This window comes from Paenibacillus sp. NPDC057934 (genome assembly GCF_042887565.1).
Classification (GTDB): Bacteria; Bacillota; Bacilli; order Paenibacillales; family Paenibacillaceae; genus Paenibacillus_AQ.
Window position 1 is genome coordinate 154,342 of the sequence record NZ_JBHVPB010000005.1, and the last position, 18,707, is coordinate 173,048.

The 18,707-nt window shown below is 45.3% G+C and carries 16 protein-coding genes; 11 read left to right on the top strand and 5 right to left on the bottom strand.

Annotated features, from left to right (window positions below; translation table 11 throughout):
- Nucleotides 1-60 precede the first annotated feature (60 nt).
- Nucleotides 61-3,153, top strand: coding sequence for an isoleucine--tRNA ligase (ileS, locus tag ACFVRY_RS13015; protein ID WP_387500604.1), 3,093 nt, complete (start codon nucleotides 61-63; stop codon nucleotides 3,151-3,153).
- A gap of 322 nt (nucleotides 3,154-3,475) precedes the next feature.
- A complete protein-coding gene (locus tag ACFVRY_RS13020; RefSeq protein WP_066365569.1) occupies nucleotides 3,476-3,778 on the top strand; it encodes a DUF5665 domain-containing protein in 303 nt (100 codons plus the stop codon).
- 432 nt (nucleotides 3,779-4,210) lie between these two features.
- On the opposite strand, the gene ACFVRY_RS13025 is transcribed toward ACFVRY_RS13020, so the two are convergent.
- Nucleotides 4,211-4,945, bottom strand: a complete 735-nt coding sequence (locus ACFVRY_RS13025) for a TraR/DksA C4-type zinc finger protein (protein ID WP_387500605.1) — start codon at nucleotides 4,943-4,945, stop codon at nucleotides 4,211-4,213.
- Between the two features lie 243 nt (nucleotides 4,946-5,188).
- Here ACFVRY_RS13025 and lspA point away from each other — a divergent pair, with 243 nt between their 5' ends.
- From lspA to ACFVRY_RS13045, 4 genes are all read left to right on the top strand, one after another.
- A complete protein-coding gene (gene lspA, locus ACFVRY_RS13030; RefSeq protein WP_387500969.1) occupies nucleotides 5,189-5,671 on the top strand; it encodes a signal peptidase II in 483 nt (160 codons plus the stop codon).
- A 14-nt stretch (nucleotides 5,672-5,685) separates the two neighbouring features.
- A complete protein-coding gene (locus tag ACFVRY_RS13035; RefSeq protein ID WP_387500606.1) occupies nucleotides 5,686-6,657 on the top strand; it encodes an RluA family pseudouridine synthase in 972 nt (323 codons plus the stop codon).
- 94 nt (nucleotides 6,658-6,751) lie between these two features.
- Entirely contained in the window at nucleotides 6,752-8,005 is a 1,254-nt protein-coding gene (locus ACFVRY_RS13040; protein WP_175372896.1) for an LL-diaminopimelate aminotransferase, read from the top strand.
- A 236-nt stretch (nucleotides 8,006-8,241) separates the two neighbouring features.
- A complete protein-coding gene (locus ACFVRY_RS13045; protein ID WP_066364099.1) occupies nucleotides 8,242-8,814 on the top strand; it encodes a DUF4352 domain-containing protein in 573 nt (190 codons plus the stop codon).
- Between the two features lie 130 nt (nucleotides 8,815-8,944).
- Here ACFVRY_RS13045 and ACFVRY_RS13050 read toward each other — a convergent pair whose 3' ends face one another.
- Nucleotides 8,945-9,769 carry a class I SAM-dependent methyltransferase gene (locus ACFVRY_RS13050; RefSeq protein ID WP_387500607.1) on the bottom strand — a complete coding sequence of 275 codons (825 nt, stop codon included), beginning with the start codon at nucleotides 9,767-9,769 and terminating at the stop codon, nucleotides 8,945-8,947.
- Nucleotides 9,770-10,105: 336 nt separating this feature from the next.
- On the bottom strand, nucleotides 10,106-10,453 hold the full coding sequence (locus ACFVRY_RS13055) for a winged helix-turn-helix transcriptional regulator (RefSeq protein ID WP_387500608.1): 348 nt from the start codon (nucleotides 10,451-10,453) through the stop codon (nucleotides 10,106-10,108).
- Between the two features lie 166 nt (nucleotides 10,454-10,619).
- Between ACFVRY_RS13055 and ACFVRY_RS13060 the strand changes: the two genes are divergently transcribed.
- From ACFVRY_RS13060 to ACFVRY_RS13080, 5 genes are all read left to right on the top strand, one after another.
- Nucleotides 10,620-11,630 (top strand): sigma-70 family RNA polymerase sigma factor, encoded by a 1,011-nt coding sequence (locus ACFVRY_RS13060; protein ID WP_387500609.1) that lies wholly within the window; start codon nucleotides 10,620-10,622, stop codon nucleotides 11,628-11,630.
- 147 nt (nucleotides 11,631-11,777) lie between these two features.
- Nucleotides 11,778-12,791: a kanamycin nucleotidyltransferase C-terminal domain-containing protein gene (locus ACFVRY_RS13065; protein ID WP_387500610.1), complete on the top strand. Its 1,014-nt coding sequence runs from the start codon at nucleotides 11,778-11,780 to the stop codon at nucleotides 12,789-12,791.
- Nucleotides 12,792-12,919: 128 nt separating this feature from the next.
- The gene (locus tag ACFVRY_RS13070) at nucleotides 12,920-13,816 is read left to right on the top strand and encodes a serine/threonine protein kinase (protein ID WP_387500611.1); all 897 of its coding nucleotides are present in this window, start codon (nucleotides 12,920-12,922) and stop codon (nucleotides 13,814-13,816) included.
- A gap of 67 nt (nucleotides 13,817-13,883) precedes the next feature.
- Complete coding sequence (locus ACFVRY_RS13075; protein WP_387500612.1) at nucleotides 13,884-14,729, top strand: GNAT family N-acetyltransferase; 846 nt, start codon at nucleotides 13,884-13,886, stop codon at nucleotides 14,727-14,729.
- 32 nt (nucleotides 14,730-14,761) lie between these two features.
- Complete coding sequence (locus tag ACFVRY_RS13080) at nucleotides 14,762-15,772, top strand: phosphotransferase enzyme family protein (RefSeq protein WP_387500613.1); 1,011 nt, start codon at nucleotides 14,762-14,764, stop codon at nucleotides 15,770-15,772.
- 5 nt (nucleotides 15,773-15,777) lie between these two features.
- Here ACFVRY_RS13080 and ACFVRY_RS13085 read toward each other — a convergent pair whose 3' ends face one another.
- Together ACFVRY_RS13085 and ACFVRY_RS13090 are read right to left on the bottom strand one after the other, a co-directional pair.
- Complete coding sequence (locus ACFVRY_RS13085) at nucleotides 15,778-17,427, bottom strand: AraC family transcriptional regulator (RefSeq protein ID WP_387500614.1); 1,650 nt, start codon at nucleotides 17,425-17,427, stop codon at nucleotides 15,778-15,780.
- Nucleotides 17,420-18,397: an ABC transporter substrate-binding protein gene (locus ACFVRY_RS13090; protein ID WP_387500615.1), complete on the bottom strand. Its 978-nt coding sequence runs from the start codon at nucleotides 18,395-18,397 to the stop codon at nucleotides 17,420-17,422. The genes ACFVRY_RS13085 and ACFVRY_RS13090 overlap by 8 nt, the downstream gene beginning before the upstream one ends.
- Nucleotides 18,398-18,707 lie beyond the last annotated feature (310 nt).

Genomic DNA, 18,707 nt, shown 5'->3' on the forward strand with positions numbered 1-18,707 from the left:
AGGGTTTGGGAGGGATCGAAAAAGTTTTAAGATCAGAACCAAGGAAGGATTTGACCCTAAATGCAAAAAGTTGATGTCAGAGAAAAAGCGCGGGCTAGAGACGTCCGTATCTTGAAAAAATGGAGCGACGAAAACACGTTCCGCAGATCCATGGAGAACCGCGAAGGTCGTCCGAACTATGTGTTCTATGAAGGCCCTCCTACAGCTAACGGTGCGCCGCATATCGGGCACGTGCTGGGACGCGTAATCAAGGACTTTATCGGCCGTTACCAGACGATGAAGGGCTACCGCGTTGTTCGTAAAGCGGGCTGGGATACACACGGTCTGCCGGTTGAGCTGGGGGTTCAGAAGCAGCTCGGAATCTCTGGGAAACAGGAGATCGAAGAATACGGCATCGAGAAGTTCATCGAGAAATGTAAAGCGAGTGTCTTCGGATACGAGAAGCAATGGCGTGAATTCACGGAAGCAATCGGTTACTGGACCGATCTGGATAACCCGTATATCACCCTGAACAATACGTACATTGAGAGTGTCTGGAACATCCTCGCTACAGTGCATGAGAAAGGTCTTTTGTACCGCGGGCACCGCGTTAGCCCTTACTGTCCGAGTTGTCAGACGACACTGAGCTCCCACGAAGTAGCGCAAGGCTACAAGACGGTCAAAGACCTCAGTGCTACCGCCAAGTTCAAGCTGGATGACAGCGGAGAATATGTACTGGCATGGACGACAACGCCTTGGACGTTGCCGGCGCATATGGCGTTGGCGATGAACCCGGACATGGATTATGTGCGGGTGCAGCAAGAGGATGGCGTGTACATCCTGGCGAAGAATCTGGTGGATGATGTGATGAAGGGTGAGCATACTATCCTTTCCACGCATAAAGGTTCCGAATTTATCGGCAAAACCTATGCCCCTCCATTTGGTTATATCCAGGCTGAGAAAAGCAATGTCATTGTCGGCGCTTCTTTCGTTACGGATGCCAGCGGTACAGGGATTGTACACATGGCTCCGGCGCATGGTGAGGATGACTACAAGACTTGCCGTGAGAACGGCATCAGCTTTGTGAATGTGGTGGATGCTTCCGGTAAATATACGGACTTGATTGCTGATTTTGCCGGACGATTCGTCAAGGATTGCGATCTGGACATCGTTAAGACGTTGTCGGAAAAGGGGCTGCTCTATAGCAAGGAGAAATATGAGCACAGCTATCCGTTCTGCTGGCGCTGCGATACTCCGCTTCTGTATTATGCGACAGACAGCTGGTTCATCAGCACGACAGAGATCAAGGAACAACTCATTGCCAACAACAACGGTGTGAGCTGGTACCCTGAACATGTACGTGATGGACGTTTTGGTAAATTCCTGGAGGAACTGGTGGACTGGAACATCAGCCGTAACCGCTACTGGGGAACACCGCTGAATGTATGGGTTTGCCAGGATACTGGTAAGGAGTTCGCACCGCACAGCATTGCTGAGATGAGAGCGATGGCCGTGGATGAAGTACCAGAGGATATCGAGCTGCACAAACCGTTCGTGGATAACATCAAGCTGCGCAGTCCGTTCAGTGAGGGCGGAGTCATGGTACGTACATCAGAAGTCATCGACGTCTGGTTCGATAGCGGATCGATGCCTTTTGCCCAAAGCCACTATCCGTTTGAAAATGCTGACGCGCTAAATGATCAATATCCGGCGGATATGATCTGTGAAGGGATCGATCAGACTCGTGGCTGGTTCTACAGCTTGCTGGCAGTCTCCACGTTGTTCAAGGGCGTTGCCCCTTACAAGGCGGTTATTGCACATGGGCACATTCTCGATGAGAACGGCCAAAAAATGTCCAAATCGAAGGGCAACGTCATTGACCCATGGGAGATCATGAACGATTACGGTACCGATGCTTTCCGTTGGGCGATCCTGTCCGACAGCGCGCCGTGGAACAATAAACGCTTCTCTCGTGGTCTGGTTGGTGAGACCAAATCCAAAATCGTGGATACACTGGTCAACACGCACGCGTTCCTGACCTTGTATGCCGGTATTGACGGTTTTGATCCAGCGGATCATCCGTTCAAAGTGTCCGATCATAAGCTGGACCGCTGGATTCTCTCCCGTATGAACAGCCTGATCCTTCTGGTAGATAAAGGACTGGCCGTGAATGATTTTGTCAATACGTCAAAAGCGATTGAGAATTTCATCGACGAGCTCAGCAACTGGTATATCCGTCGTTCCCGTGACCGTTTCTGGGGTAGCGGATTGGGCGAGGAAAAGCTGGATGCTTACCGTACGCTCACTCATGTATTGTTGACCACAGCACAATTGATGGCACCGTTCACTCCTATGTTGTCAGAGGATATCTTCACAAACCTTGGCGGCGGAGAAAGCGTCCATCTGGCGGATTACCCGGTAGCCGACGAAAGTCTGATCGACAAAGAGCTGGAGCAGGATATGGAAAGTGCACGGGGCATCGTCGAGCTTGCACGCAACGTGCGTAACGAGACGGGCATCAAGAACCGCCAGCCGCTGTCTGAGCTGATTGTGTCGCTGGATCGCAGCTTCCATGTGGCTGACTATGAGGAAATCATCAAGGATGAGATCAACATCAAGAACATTGTGCTGGAGATCAGCGATAGCGGCTTTGTTGATTTTACCTTGAAGATGAATTTGAAGGTTGCTGGTAAAAAATACGGCAAAAACATCGGCTTCCTGCAAGGCTTCCTGAAGAGCCTGGACAGTGAGGCTACACGCAAAGCCGTACAAGACGGCGTAATCGCTATCGTCTCTCCGGAAGGCGAAGAGCTGCAAATCACTGCCGATGAGCTGCTGGTGGAGAAGCAGGCTAAGCCTGGATTTGCCTCTGCTTCTGGCTACGGTATCACTGTAGCGCTGAACACCGAGATCACGCCTGAGCTGGAGCAAGAGGGCTGGGTGCGCGAGATCGTACGGGCGGTGCAGGATTACCGCAAACGTCTGGATCTGCCGATCGATAAGCGTGTTGCACTGACACTGGATCTTGACGACGAACTAAAGGCGGCGGTTACTGCATTTGAACATGTGCTACGTGAGAACGTCCTGGTTACCACTGTTGAATTAGGTGGGGCACAATCCTTTGAGACCGTGGAAGCCGGAGGCAAATCTATCGGTATTCACATCGGTGCTTAAAAATGTATTACTTGTCCGTTAATGGCATATACTAGCGTCACAAGCATAGACGAACAGTCTTCGGACCGTCCGTCTATGCGTGAGATATAGTTCCTTATATTTCGGCGCAAAATAACGAGCCCGTGCTAAAGGAAAGATATTTCCTTTGCCGGGCTCGTCTGTTTTGTGATGCCAGGAACATGGGAAGGGACGGGTGACAGTGACGGAACAAAAGGAAGACAGCAAAGGTTCAGAGCCTAAAGGGAGAATCTCCATTAAGACCCCGGACAAGATTAAGGGGCACAAGGAAACTCCAGCCTGGGATCCTCGAACCCCCGAAGAAATTCCAACGGAGGAGAAGCTAAATCTCGTTTATCGGATGACTTTCGAACTGGCACAGCAGATGGAGAAGTCGCGGATTGCCCAGTACACAGAACTTCTCTATTCTCCTTGGCGCCTAATTTGGCTGAATGTGCTCTCGGGAACATCACGTGGAGTTGGGATTGCAGTGGGCTTCACGTTTTTTGCAGCAACGATAATTTATGTCCTTCAAGTGCTAGGGGCGCTTAATCTGCCGATTATCGGGGATTACATTGCGGATATCGTGCGGATTGTACAACATCAACTGGAACTGAAGACTTTTTAAAATCCGGGGCCTCTGCGCTGCTCCAACCGCTTGCTTTGATCGGCTTTCTAAAGCTGTTCCATTCTCTCTTCAACCGCTGCAGCGGGGTGTACTGCTTCTTTTCTGCATAGGTAATCCGCAGTTTTCTCATGAGCAGTTGATAACGCCGGTCATCTTGATGACTGAACTGATGGACTTCTTTAAAGTAATTAGGTTTCATTATGCATACTCCTTCTGAGTTGGGTTCGTGATACGCATAGACAGAAAAGAATTGATACAGTTATATAGGCCAACAGATATATAGTTCATCAGAACTATTATACTAGGACATTCTGAACATTTTCTCAAAGTTTTCTTAACAAAAAAAAGAGGAGCCGGTTTATAGCGTCCTGCAACCGTCTCCATCCGATTTATTCTGATGTTTTTCTGTGCATAATTCATGAATAGGTTCTATTAGTCTTCCCCGTCTTCTTTGCCATGAGGGTCAAGCAGGTAACTACCCTCGCCGCTGTCCATATAGTGCTGGTAGCTGCGCCCTCGAACGACCGTTACATTGTTACCTTCGATGTCGGTAGCGATAAAATTTTCCCAAGGCTCTACGAAGCCTTCGGTCTCGTCAGCCTCAATCTCCATGTCTTCATAAGCTCCGATCTCATTGCTTTCTGCCATGGCTGGAGAATTGGAGGTACCCCAGCTCTCGACAATTTGCCAGGCGTCCTCGCCGTCAAAACCATTTTGCTCTTCATTCTCGTCAAGGCTGGTTCGGCCAAAAGGCGGTGTGAGGAATTCCTCTTCAGCAGGACGGTTATTCGGCTTCGTTTGTTTGGGATTATGCTCTTTGCAATAACGGGTAGCAGGGACGACGGCCAAGCGCTCGAATGGAATAGGCTCACCGCCGGTTAGGCAGATGCCATAGGTTCCTTCATCCATCGCTTTCAAGGCTGCATCGATATCTTCAAGTTCATGCTCGTCCCGCTCCAGCAGCGAAATGTCCATGGAACGGTGATACAGGTCGGTAGCGGCATCGCCTGGATGATTATCAATTTCCGATAGCTCCCCTGAGTTGTCGCGCATGGATTCCTGCAGCCCGTAATGCTCATTATTCTGCAGTCTGTGGCGGATATCGGCCCGTTGTTGATGCAGATTTGCCCGAAGTTCCGATAGCTGCTCTGCTGTCAGTTGTGTCATTTGGTGTGCTCCTTTCTGAACCTGCTTCAGAACATCATTCCTTCCCCTTCGCCTGTGCGGGAGGGCTCCTTGATAGGTTGACCGTAGCGAAGGGATTTTAGCGATGGAAAATAGTCCCCAAGAGTCCCTGCACGAAAGCGTCTGCAATAGACGGGTCTTTAGGCCTGTGCTACAATATACGAGTCTTTAATCAGTATTTGACCGCGTAGACGCGGGAAAAATAAGAACGGAGTGACAACTTCTGTGGTGTATTATCTGATAGCTCTCATTGCTTTTTTGATCGACCAGGCAACCAAATATGTAATCGCTACGCGTCTGGAGCTCGGGGAACAAATTCCGGTGATTGGGAACTTCTTTCTGATTACCTCCCACCGCAACCGCGGGGCCGCGTTCGGCATTCTGGAGGGACAGCAGTGGTTCTTCATTTTGGTTACCATTGTGGTTGTCGCCGGTATCGTATGGTATCTGAATAAGGTCAAAGCGACACGCAAATTGCTGCCTACCGCATTAGGTCTTGTACTTGGTGGAGCCGTCGGCAACTTCCTAGATCGGATGTTGAATGGCGAGGTTGTTGATTTTCTGCAATTTAATTTTGGAAGCTATACCTTCCCGATTTTTAATGTCGCGGACTCCTGCATCGTTATCGGTGTGGCGCTGATTATTCTGGATTCGCTGCGTGATATGAAGGGCGGAGAAGAGATAACGGAAGTAAAGGAATCAAAGTAAGTTTACGGAAAGGAATGAATGATTTGAATAATGACGTCAATCAGCAACCGGCAACCGGCCACGAAGAAGAGAGGGACGTCACGGAGTGGACGGTCTCCGGCGAGAATGCCCGGGAGCGTATTGATAAGTATATCACCGAGGCTTGGGAGGAAGAGATATCCCGTTCACAGGTTCAGCTGTGGATCAACGGCGGATATGTTACCGTGAATGGTGCAATGGTCAAAGCCAATCACAAGCTCTGGGAAGGTGATGTGGTAGCGGTCACTGTACCTGAAGCGGAGGTTACGGATCTGGTTGCGGAAAACATCCCACTGGAAGTTGCGTACGAAGACAGCGATGTGATTGTTGTGAACAAGCCGCGCGGAATGGTCGTGCATCCGGCAGTAGGTCATCCCTCAGGAACGCTGGTTAATGCCCTGATGTATCATTGCAAGGACTTGTCCGGCATTAACGGCGAGATCCGCCCAGGCATTGTACACCGCATTGACAAAGATACTTCTGGCCTGATTATGGCTGCCAAGAACGATGCCAGCCACGCTTCGCTGTCTGCTCAGCTGAAGGAACACAGTGTGACCCGTCGTTATATCGCCGTGGTTCAAGGCAATCTGACGCATGACAAGGGAACTATAGACGCACCGATCGGCAGAGATCCGCATGATCGCAAGCTGTACACCGTTACAGAGAAGAACAGCAAAAAATCTGTGACCCATTTTACTGTACTGGAACGGTTTGGTGATTGCACGCTTGTGGAGTTGCAACTGGAGACGGGGCGCACCCACCAGATCCGGGTACATATGAAATTCATTGGTCATCCTTTGTCCGGTGATCCGATCTATGGCCGCAGCAAAGGAACTACGATGAAAGGCCAGGCTTTGCATGCAGCTGTTCTCGGTTTCGTTCATCCATCTACAGGAGAGTATATGGAGTACAGTGCACCACTTCCAGCAGATATGGAAGAATTATTGTTCGCTCTGCGTAGCAGATAAGTACAAATGAAGTGATAATAAATCCATGGTTTTGCAGCACAGTTTACGTCATATTTATGATTAGAACTTTGAAAAAAGCCAGGAGATGACCTTTATGAGTATTGAACAATATCAAGATACATTCATCCAGAGTAACTTTGCAGACCGTATTGGCGGTGCCAATTACGGTAAGGACACTGCGATTTATAAATTCGAGAAAATCAAACGCGCCAAGGCATCCGCGAAGCTGGATTTCCCTGACATCGAACTCATTGACATGGGCGTTGGTGAACCGGACGAAATGGCGGACGCGGGCATTGTTGCCAAATTGGCCGAAGAAGCATCGAAGGAAGAGAATCGCGGCTATTCGGATAATGGTATTCCAGAATTCAAGGCTGCAGCAGCACAATACTTGCACGATGTATTTAGTGTGGAAGGCATTGATCCGGTAACAGAAGTTGTGCATTCCATTGGTTCAAAGCCAGCACTGGCGATGTTACCATCCTGCTTCATTAATCCCGGCGATATCACCATCATGACGGTTCCAGGCTATCCGGTATTGGGCACACACACCAAATATCTGGGTGGACAAGTCTACACGGTGGAATTGAAGAAGGAGAACAAGTTCCTGCCGGATCTGAACGCCATTCCAGAGGATATTGCTAAGAAAGCTAAACTGCTCTATTTGAACTATCCAAACAACCCAACTGGAGCCAGTGCAACGCCTGAGTTCTTTGCTGAAGTAGTAGCTTGGGCCAAGAAATACGATGTTGTCGTGATTCATGATGCACCGTACGCTGCTCTGACCTATGACGGTGTGAAGCCGCTTAGCTTCCTGTCTGTTCCGGGTGCTAAGGATGTCGGGGTTGAGCTGCATTCCCTATCCAAGTCATACAACATGACGGGATGGAGAATTGGCTTTGTAGCCGGCAACCCGCTGATTGTCAAAGCATTCAGCGATGTGAAAGACAACAATGACTCCGGTCAGTTTATCGCTATTCAAAAAGCCGCAGCTTATGGTCTGGCTAACCCTTCGATCACAGAAGCAATCGCAGACAAATATTCCCGCCGTCATAACCTGTTGGTGGATGCGCTGAACAGCCTCGGCTTCCAGGCCGAGAAGCCTAAAGGCTCATTCTTCCTGTACGTGGCTGCGCCGAAAGGCGTGAAGGGCGGACGTCGTTTTGAGACTGGCGAAGACTTCTCGCAGTTCCTGATCCGTGAGAAGCTGATCTCCACCGTACCTTGGGACGATGCCGGAGCCTTCGTACGGTTCTCCGTAACCTTCGTTGCCAAAGGCGAAGAGGAAGAGCACCGCGTGATCTCTGAGATCAAACGCCGGCTCAGCGATGTTGAGTTTGAATTCTAATATAGTGGATATAGCATACCCCGCAGCCGGTAATGGCTGCGGGGTATTGTTTTGTGGAGAAGAATATTATTAATTATGCTAAGGAAAGGAGGATTATAGAAGGTCGATAAGAATTCGTCATGTCCCTCAAAATATTTTTTCGGAAAATATTTCATCCTTATTAAAAATTTCCTATAATTTCCGATATATTGATAGTATAATAAATGGTTCAAACTACCTAATTAGGAGGGTTTTACTTGAAGAAGATTTTTAAAATGGGGTGTCTAGGATTCATCGCTTTAATTGTACTAGCTATTGTCATTGGTTTATTTTCCAAAGATAAGGATAGTTCAAGTAATACAACTGACAAGGCTAATACCCCTGCAAGCTCTGTAGGTACAAAGGGTAACTCTAAAGAAGAAGTAAAAAAATTGGCAAAGAAGGGGGAAGAACTGCAGGTTGGGGATGTCGTATTTAAAGTTAACAAAGTAACCACTACCAATAAAATTAAAGATGGACAATTGTTTTCCTATTCCCCAAGTGCTGAAGGAAGTACTTTCCTTGTAGTAAATGTAACTGTTAAAAATGCTGGTAAGAAGATGATCACCACGGACTCCTCATACTTTCAGCTCCTAAAAGACGAGGTTACATATGCACCGTCAACGTTGATTACTTCTTCCGGAGACTATTTTTTATATAAGGGAATCAATCCCGGGTTGGCTCAGACAGGCAATGTAGTATTTGAAATTCCGGAAGATCTGACTGGCTTTATTTTAAATGTCCAGACTGGATTCTGGGGAACTGAGCAAGGCCAGATTGAATTGAAATAATAAAATATGGATTATGAGCCACCAATAAAGAAAGAGCCATCCGACAAAGGATGGCTCTTAAATTTACCGTTCCAGTCAGCACGGGGAACAGCGTATCCCAATAGTGCTAAGCCCAAAATATTCGAATAGTCTATAAAGGCTTTGTCCCACACGCCATAAAAAATAGCATCATGGCATGAGCTTCCGGAGAACTAACAAAATGGTCATAGGATTTATTTAATTCCTCAAATTCAGATGAAGTAATAATTCCATGCTTATAGAAATCAGCAAAACGGTTGATATCAAATTGTCGTTTGAAACCCTCGATATTATGTAAATCACTATGTTGGATGAGTGCGTCCATATCCACGTCTATAAAGCCTGAATCGGATAGAATCCGCGGCAAGCTTCTTCCAATATTCCGGTTACCACCTCTTGAAGCCTGTAATTGTGACAGCTTTTTCAATATTGATGGTAAAACATCTAATTCAGGTTGAATAGCACCAAATACCCCATCATCTATATCAATAATAATGAGCTTCCCACCCGGTTTTAAGACACGGCTAAGTTCTTCCGCAGCTTGCAATGGATCATGAAGATGAAGAAATATTAATCGTGCAATAACAAAGTCATAGTGATTGTCAGGTAGTCCAGTATTGTAAATCGATGCATTAACAAAATTAAGTCTTGATTCAGGGATATGACTTAGCCTCTGTCTAGCCTTTTCAAGTAGAATATCATCAATATCCAATGCGGTAATTTGACTCTGTGGTAATTCGTCCAGTAGTTGTTCAGTAACAAATCCGGGGCCACTTCCAACTTCCAATACCTTGATCCCATCCTCTAGTCCAAACCATTTTAGGGTGCGGTATTCTTTTTCCCAACCCATCAACGCTTGTTCTTTTAAGCGTAATAATTCTGCGTCTGCTCCAATACTAACATTCTGAAAGTTATATGTTGATTTACGTTCTTCCAATGATATTCCCTCCTGTTAGATTATGAGATTATTGGAATAAAACAATCATAACATCGCTTGGAATAAAAGTGAAAATTATTACAGTGAAGACTTGTTCAATAGGTTTTCAATAAACCAAGGTTTAATCGGCCTGGAATTTTTTTATCATCGAAATCCACTAAGTTTTTGTACAGGGTGACAAATTGCTTGGTTTGTTTTGGGTCTATGGTTACCTGTAAGTTATCCCAATTCAATTCCTCGGGACTGATAAGTCTTTGTGGTTACTATCATCATTTAGTTCGGTTTTTCCCAATATAAAAAAGAAGTATTTCCTTGTCGGGAGATACTTCTTTTAATTTAAACCAGAATGGGTGGTTTGTTGTTCATTCCCCAATCGCAAATCATATCTAACAATGGAATCAGAGAAAGGCCACGTTCAGATAGTGAATATTCAACTTTTGGAGGGACTTGGGGATATTCCTTCCGTAGGATAAGGCCATCAGCCTCCAGTTCTTTTAACATAATGCTCAAGGTTTTAAAAGAAATGGTACCGATACTTCGCTTCAGCTCATTATGCCGTAAAACCTTATTTTCAGACAGCCAATACAAAATAATCATTTTGTATTTACCGCCGATCAAAGACAATGTATATCCAAAACCAGTATCTTTTAGCGTCACGCCAGTAGGAACACAGCTTTCAGTCATAAGTTACACTCTCCTATAGGAACATACATGTTCTAATTATATATACTTTATATATTACAGTGTAATTGAAAAGAGGTAAACAAGGTTATTCCAAATAAATTTATAATAGTTAAGACGGTTTCTTAATTCTTCTTACGTCTAATGTTATGAACTTAATTTGAGGAGGATGAAAGTGGGTTGTTCGGATACAGAGCTGGTAAATAGGGTGTGTAAAGGAGAGGTTGATGCATTCGGTGAACTTATCAGCAAATATGCCAATGCTGTTTACGGGGTAGCTTACGGCAAATTGGGTGATTTTCACACTGCACAGGATGTTGCACAAGAGGTCTTTGTCAAGACATTCAAAAAGTTGTCCGACATAAAGGAACCCGAAAAACTTAGCAGTTGGCTATATGCGGTTACCACAAGGGAATGCATGGATTGGTTTAGGGCCAACAAACACAAGGAAGTGTACAAATTAGCAGAACAAGTAGATACTCCGCAGCTAGAAAGCACCGAAGATCAATTATTAAAGAAAGAACTTCGCATTGAGGTATGGAACGCTCTGAACACCCTATCCGAAGCTAACCGTACAGTCACAATTCTGTACTATATTGATGAATATAAGATTAGGGAGATTAGTGATTTCCTTGGCATATCCGTCGATGCAGTAGAGAGCAGACTTCGCAGATCAAGAACGGCATTAAAAAGGGAGATGTTAAGCATGGTAAATGATAATCTCAGCCAGAACAGATTGAATGAGGAGTTTAAGAAGAAGGTATTTCAAGATGAAAGAATGCCAGAAACGCAGTTCCGGCGTGTGGCTATGGGCGGCAGTGATTTTGACGACAGCGATCTGAACACAACAAGATTCTATAACATTAATCTGGAGGGTTCCAGTTTTGATGATATCAATATGAGCAAGACCGTCTTTAATAATATAAACATGCATCTTGCGAAATTTGTTGAGGTTGGATTGTGGGAGATTGAGGTGAGTAATTGTCAGATGGGAGGAGCTCATTTTCATGATATAAAGATGCATGGAGAACCGAACAGGTTCGAAAACTGCGAATTACAGGGGAGCTCCTTCCTAAACTGCAATCTTTCAAACGTAGATATAAAAGACTGCGATATCTCGGGGCTTAAAGTTAATGGGGTGTCCATCGAAGCCCTTTTAGAGAGCTATAATAACAAATAAACTAGTGGGCTGTTTAAATACAAAGGCCATTCTGTTCTCAGGATGGTCTTTGTTAATTCCTAATTATAATTAAACTTTACCGAAATAATTCCACAGACTTTAGTATTATAAAATGGGATATCCATTTATATACAAAGGGGAATTGAAATGCTGAATGTATTTGATGTTGCCAAGTCACTTTTGAATCATATAGAGAAAGTCTACGCTGAAGAGATTGCGATTGTTGCTTACTATGGGTCATACGCGCAGGGGACCGCGACGAAACGTTCTGACTTGGACTTCTTTTTTATACCAGCCACACCGAAAGGTTATGACGCAAGTGTTCAGTTTATCATTGATGACATAAGCTTTGATTTCTGGCCGATTAGTTGGGAACGTGCGGAGAGAATGGCTTCGTTTCAAGAGGATAAAACGACGATTATCACGGATTGTAAGCTCCTCTATACTCGTTCGGATGAAGAGCGGAAAAGATTTATGAAGCTGCGAGAGACCACCTCTGCATTGCAGGCCTCTGAGAATGCGCAAAAGATGATAGAGAAGGCTGAAGCCGAGCTCCGTGATGTTTATGTGCATTTGTATAAGCTGACCCGCGCTAAAGAATCTGGTTCTTTAACGTTCTACAGAACAGAAGCACACGGCATTCTAACAAAGGTATTTCAAAGCCTTGCCTTGTTAAATCGGACGTATTATTCAAAAGGCTTTGGTAAAAACAAGGAACAAATATTAAGTCTACAGATCAAGCCAGCTCGCTTGGAAACCTATATAGAAATGATTACAAGAAGCGGCGTGAACGCCGATATTCTTGAGGCATGTGAAGCACTTGCGGCAGATACACTAGAGCTAATCCTTGCGCAAAAAGAAAAGCACTACAGCAAACCTGCTTACCCCGATAGAATGAAGGGCTTTTACGAAGAGGAAAAGGGGGTTCTGGATAAAATCATTACCGCTTGTGAAAGAAATGATTTCGATACCGCATTTTTCTCTGCTGTCCATGTACAGGATTCGATCGCTGCCTTTTTATTTTACGCTGAAACCGGGCAATGGCCTAGCGATTATACCACTGATTTTACATACCAGGAGCAATACAGACAATTGGGATTCCCCGATCTGGTGTCATTTCTTCACTGTCATGATCTATCGGCAATTACAAGCAGCTACTGAACGGCTAAGCTTGATGTTAGAAGCCTCTCTCCAAGGCAAAGGGGTTGAAATCAATCGTTTTGAGAACATTGAGCAGTTTGTAGCGTTTCTTCAAGAAAAGGAAGCAGCCAGACTGGGGAGGCAATAGAATGGATCCTATTTTCACTAAGACAAGCGGTGCACCCGTTACCTATTCTTTCGATGAGGTTACCTTTCAGCTTCAAGAACAACACGATTTTGCATGGCTGCGGTCTCTAGGCAAAGTATTCTGCGTGTTTGATCAACAGGATTCAGGTAATATCTGTTTCGGAATGGAGAAGGATGGGGAGAAGAAATTCGTTAAGTATGCAGGAGCCAGGCCGCTAGATTTTTCGGGAAATCCTCAAGAGGCTGTGTCGCGGTTAATTGCGGCTGTTCCGTTGTACGCTGCTTTAAATCATCGGAATCTTATTCAGCTCAAGGATCATTTCCGTACCGCTAACGGATACGCAGCAGTCTTTGAATGGTTCGAAGGGGAGTGTCTTCATTCGCATTGGTCCTTCGCAGGTGAAGCAAAACATAACCATCCGGACTCGCCATTTTATAAATACAAGCATTTGCCCCTTGAAAAGCGTCTGGAATCTCTGAATGCCATGTTTGAATTTCATACTTTTGTTGAAGCACAAGGGTATGTCGCAGTTGATTTTTACGATGGAAGTATTTTATACGATTTTTCACATGATATAACGAAAATATGTGATATTGATTTCTATAGAAAAGCTCCTGCTGTGAATGATATAGGGGAAAATTTCTGGGGTGCCACAAGATCAAAAGCGCCTGAAGAGTTTATATTAGGTGCGCCTATTGATGCACAGACCAATGTTTTCACGATGGGCGCTATTGCCTTTGGTTTGTTAGGCGGAGAAAAGGATCACGCTTTCTCTAAATGGGAAGCAGGGAGGCCTCTCTACGAAGTAGCACTGCGAGCAGTTAGTGAAGATCGAGAATTGAGGTACGACAATGTCAGCACGTTCAAATGCTTCTGGGATGAAGCAAAGGGCTTGTAAATTGCAATGATGGAACAGCATGTTTGCTAAATTGCTTTGCTTAAATACACTCAAGGAGGTAGATAAGATGATAGAGCTATCTGATGAGGAGTACATTCGCGTTCTGCCACTGTTGAAGAATCAAGCGTATGAACCTGTGTTTGCCTATTCCGTAATTGATCATAATCAGTCTGGAAAAGTGTTTGTGGATCACCGTGAGAATCCTGCCACCAGTCTTATCGTCAATTCATATGGGCAGTACCTTTTGGCCGGGAATGGCAGCGATGAGCATTTTATGAACGATATAGTTGAATATTTACTAAATGAACAGAACCATTCAACGTACTATGATCTTTATGTTACAACGCCGGAACTGCTATCTCTAATTAGCGAAAGGCTAGCGGGGCGGACTGTTTTGTTGCACCGATCTTCTTTTACATTCGATCCATCCCGATTCCAGAATCTTAAAACTACTCTAAAAGCATTGCCCGAGCATTATGTAATGAAATCAATGGATGACACGCTGTTCAACAAATATCGAAATGAAATGGACTCTTCCTATGACTCGCTATGGAATTCGTCCCAACATTTTATCGAGCGAGGATTTGGTTATTGCATAATGATGAATGATCATTTCGCTAGCGTGTGCAATTCTTTTTTTGTAGGTGGAGGGTATGCGGATATTGATATCGTAACGGTGGATGAATACCAGAAGCAAGGGTTAGCAACACTTACAGGTGCAGCATTTATCGAGCATTGTTTGAAGCATGATGTAGTGCCAAACTATAATTGCGACGCAGGCAATCAACGTTCGATTCAGTTAGCGACAAAATTAGGATTTGTAAGAAATTATGATTTTCCAATGTTATGGTGGCATCAGGACAAAATAATCATTAGTAATTATTTGGAAAAATTCAATTATTCAAACCAGTAGAAAATCCTGAAACCTAACGCTATGGAGGTACGATGAAAAATAATATTGCTTTAACCAATGAGCTACTTGAGATAGCGGCACAACTTTTTAACACGAGCAGCAATGAGCTCTCTTATATAGGAGGCAGTCAGAATATCGTCTACGAGTATGAGCGGGAGGGAACAAGCTTTATTCTGAGATTTACGCCAAGTGCCAATCGTTCTGACAGTTTGGTCCAAAGTGAACTGGATTGGATTATGTTCCTCGCAAATGCAGGGATTGCAGTGTCCAGACCTATACTTTCGAACAAGGGGCGATGGACGGAGGTTATTCATTTTCCTGGCGGGTATTATACCTGTGTGTCTTTTGAAAAAGCTCAGGGAAAAAAGGTTGAGTATCCGGATTGTCTTCAGGATGTTGAGCTGTACGAGCAATTGGGCCGGCTGACAGGTAAGCTGCATGCTTTGTCCGAAAGATATCGTCCTCAAGAGGGGATTGTCAAAAGACAGGACTGGAGCCGGAATTGGTTCCTGCAAAATATTGACTTGCTTCCTGGGTCACAGGTCAGCGTTCGTGAGAGTTATTTGGCCCTGGTCAAGACCCTTAGCGCGTTACCCAAAGATAATAGCTCATACGGATTGATTCATGGTGACATCAATGTTGGAAACTTTCGGATAGATGAACATGGGGAGATTACTCTATTTGATTTTGATGAAGCGCAGTATAGTTGGTTTGTGGAGGATATAGCGATACAGCTCTATTATTTGGTATATGTCTATGGCGGTGATGACGGGCAGGTTTACCGGGAGGAGCAAACCCGCCGATTCATGAGTCACTTTATGAAGGGTTATCGCTTAGAGCATACATTAGATGAATATTGGATCGGGCAAATCCCCTTATTTTTAAGATTAAGAGAATTGATCGTATACATAGGTTCATTTCGAAACTGGGACGGAGATGAAATCTTCAGCAGTTCCGACAATCAATGGTTTAAGGACTGGATTGCAGAAAGTAGATTCCGGATCGAGAACGAAATTCCTATTGTGAATATTTGGGGGGATTAATTGACTCATAATCTTGTTCCCATATCAACATCCAAAATCCCAGGCACACTACTTATAAATCGGTCAAAATGATCCGCAGCGTACTCCCCCCAGGGCGCTTCAAACCAGGAATAGCCTGTGATGAGGTGAATCTTATGTTCACGGACAGCTTCTAGCCTGTTCCAGGCATCTGACCCTAAGAGCTTGGTCCATAGTGCTTGGGAGACGGGATCTTCATTAAGGTGTACGATAATACGGTTCGCGCTGAAACTCTGAAGCTCAGGGGCTTCTACAGGTTTTTTCCAATCAAATTCAGCGACGGCTGGCGGCATAGAGAACCGTAGATCGTCGTAGAAGACGGTACCTGCGCTTTTTCCCCATACATATAATTGGTCACAACTTATGAGTACAACGAGCAGTGAATCTTGGCCTATTATCGGCTGTAATTGCTCTCGTATCGCTGCTACTTTGCGATCATAATGACTTAGCCATTTCAGGGCCACGTTCGTTCTACCCAGAAATTCTGCGATAAGGCACAGGTGCTGGCGCCAGCTTGCTCCAGAAGGAAGTAGCAGCAATGGGGCAATCGTTTCAAGTCTGACCTGCTCCTCTGGAGGGATTAAGCTGTCCATACCGATGATATAGTGGGGTTTAGCTTGCTTCAAAGCTTCCCAGTTAAAATCATATTGATGGCTTAATGGAACCTTCACTTCGTATTTATATTTGGTTCTATAGTAATCTGTCCAGTAATGATCAATCGGTGCGGCAAAAGGGATGATCTGCAGCGCAAGCAACTGACCGAAGTTGACCCAACTGTAGGCGGCGACTCTGCATTTCTGATTGCGCTGGTAGACAGCGGGAGCAAGTCCGGTTTGTTTTTTGAATAGACTGCTAAAATAGGTTTCGCTCTTATAGCCTATTTGATAAGCGATGCTACTGATAGAGGGAGAGTCAGGATTGTCTAGTAGCCGTTTGGCCTCCATAAGCCGCAGGTCCGTCCTGTATTCCATCACCCCTCTGCCATAACGCTCTTTAAATAATCGCATGAAATGGAACCGGCTCAGTCCGGCTATTCCCGCCAGGCTATCTATTCTAATATCGCTCTGATAGTGCCGTTCAAGCTCCAGACGGGCACTTTCCAGCGCAAGGGCAGTCTGTTGCTCCTGATAACCAATTACAAGACTGAGCAGCTCCAGAAGTCCGGCTTCACAGCGAAGCTGAGCGGAGGGGGAGTTCTTATTACTCCAATGGGTTTTGATGATGTCGTACAGATGGGCGACCGCCGAAGACGGGCTAATCATCGCTTCCCCGCGAAAAGGAAAAGTAACGTCTGCTCGAGTGCTCTTACTGGTTTCTTTTTCTAGCGGAAGCGTTTGGACTTGAAAATATAACAGCAGGAGTTCCAGCTCACTGCCAGAATAATTAGTCACTTCGACCAACTGGCCAGGCGTACATACAAATAAGGAGCTTGCGTGAATAGGGTGAAAATGTCCATCAATCACTAGACGTCCACGATCCGATGAGGAGAGCAGCAGTACATGCGACTGGGTCTCTATGAATTTTCGTTCCGGCCAATGCGGGCGTGAGTGGTCCTTGATGCATACGACATCCAGCAGCTTGTAATAAAAGTGACCCGCAGCAAAATGCTGCAGGTCGAGGCTATTCCTATTATTCATGGATATACCGTACAATATCGTCGATGACTAAACCGTTTGCAATAGGGTTGGCATTGAACCAATGTCCGGAGTCCACTGCAAACACATGACCAGATTTGACAGCAGGCAATTCCTGCCACAGCGGATTGTTTTCAGGTGGCTTAGCTCGTCCTTCACCGGAGAGTACGAAGATATAGTCGACATCTTTCAGCTGTGGAAGTGTCTCAAGTGAGTAAGTCTCATAACTTCCGTTAATTAGACTAGGTGCTTTAAAGCCGAAGGCATCATACAGCATAGCTCCCCCGAAGAAGCCTGGACCGAACAGGTTATAACCTTTTTCATCTCCGCCTTGGAGCAGAATGGCTGTTTTGTCAGTGAGTGTACCACCCAGTTGTTTTTTCGCATCGCTAAGTTTCTTGTCATAGTCGGCCAGCGCTTGGTTCGCCGCATCCTCTTTACCTAATAAGGCACCCAGCTTCTGAAGATTGCCTCTCCAATCGCTATCGTTATCAGAAAGCACGAAGGTTGGTGCAATCTTGGCAAATTGCTCATAATCTCCATTTCGGAGATAAGAGGGTGAGAGGAAAATAATGAGATCGGGATTATAGGACAGTGTCTCTTCTGACTTAAGACCTCCATCCACGTTCAGTACTGGCACATCACCAAGCTTGTCCTGTAAGTAATGTTGAGGCGCACCTTTATAGCCCCATTGAGCGACTGGTTTCATGCCGAGTGCTGTAAGAGGGTCCTCCAAGAAAGAAGCGATGATTCGCTGCGGATGATTAGGTACTTTCACTTCATTCCCGAGGGCATCTGTTAACAAGCGATATCCATCATCATTCGAAGCAGTGTCGGCTGACTCCGATTGGGCCGAGGGAGACGGTGCAGAAGTAGAAGTGGACTGACCCTCGTTGGAATTGCCGCAAGCGCTCAGTACACTGATGATTAAAATAGTAACGATTAAATACATGAAACAGTTCTTCGATGTCATTTTGTATATACCCCTTATCATGAGATTGATTATCATTATCTTTTAACAGTATAGTGGGAGGCCGGACGTTTGTGAATAACCGATAATGCTCTCTTCTATAGAAGGACAGCACAATGACTGTATGTGCTATAACCCTGTGGGGCGTCACTTCTTCCCGAAACCATCTCTGGGAGTTGACATGCCATCATCATTCTGTCATACTTCTGTTAAATGAATAGCGCCTTTAATTCAGTCCCGTGAGACTGGCAAGGTAACGTGAATCGAGGTTCGCGACTCTTAGAATGGTATCCGTATGACTATACGGAAGTCT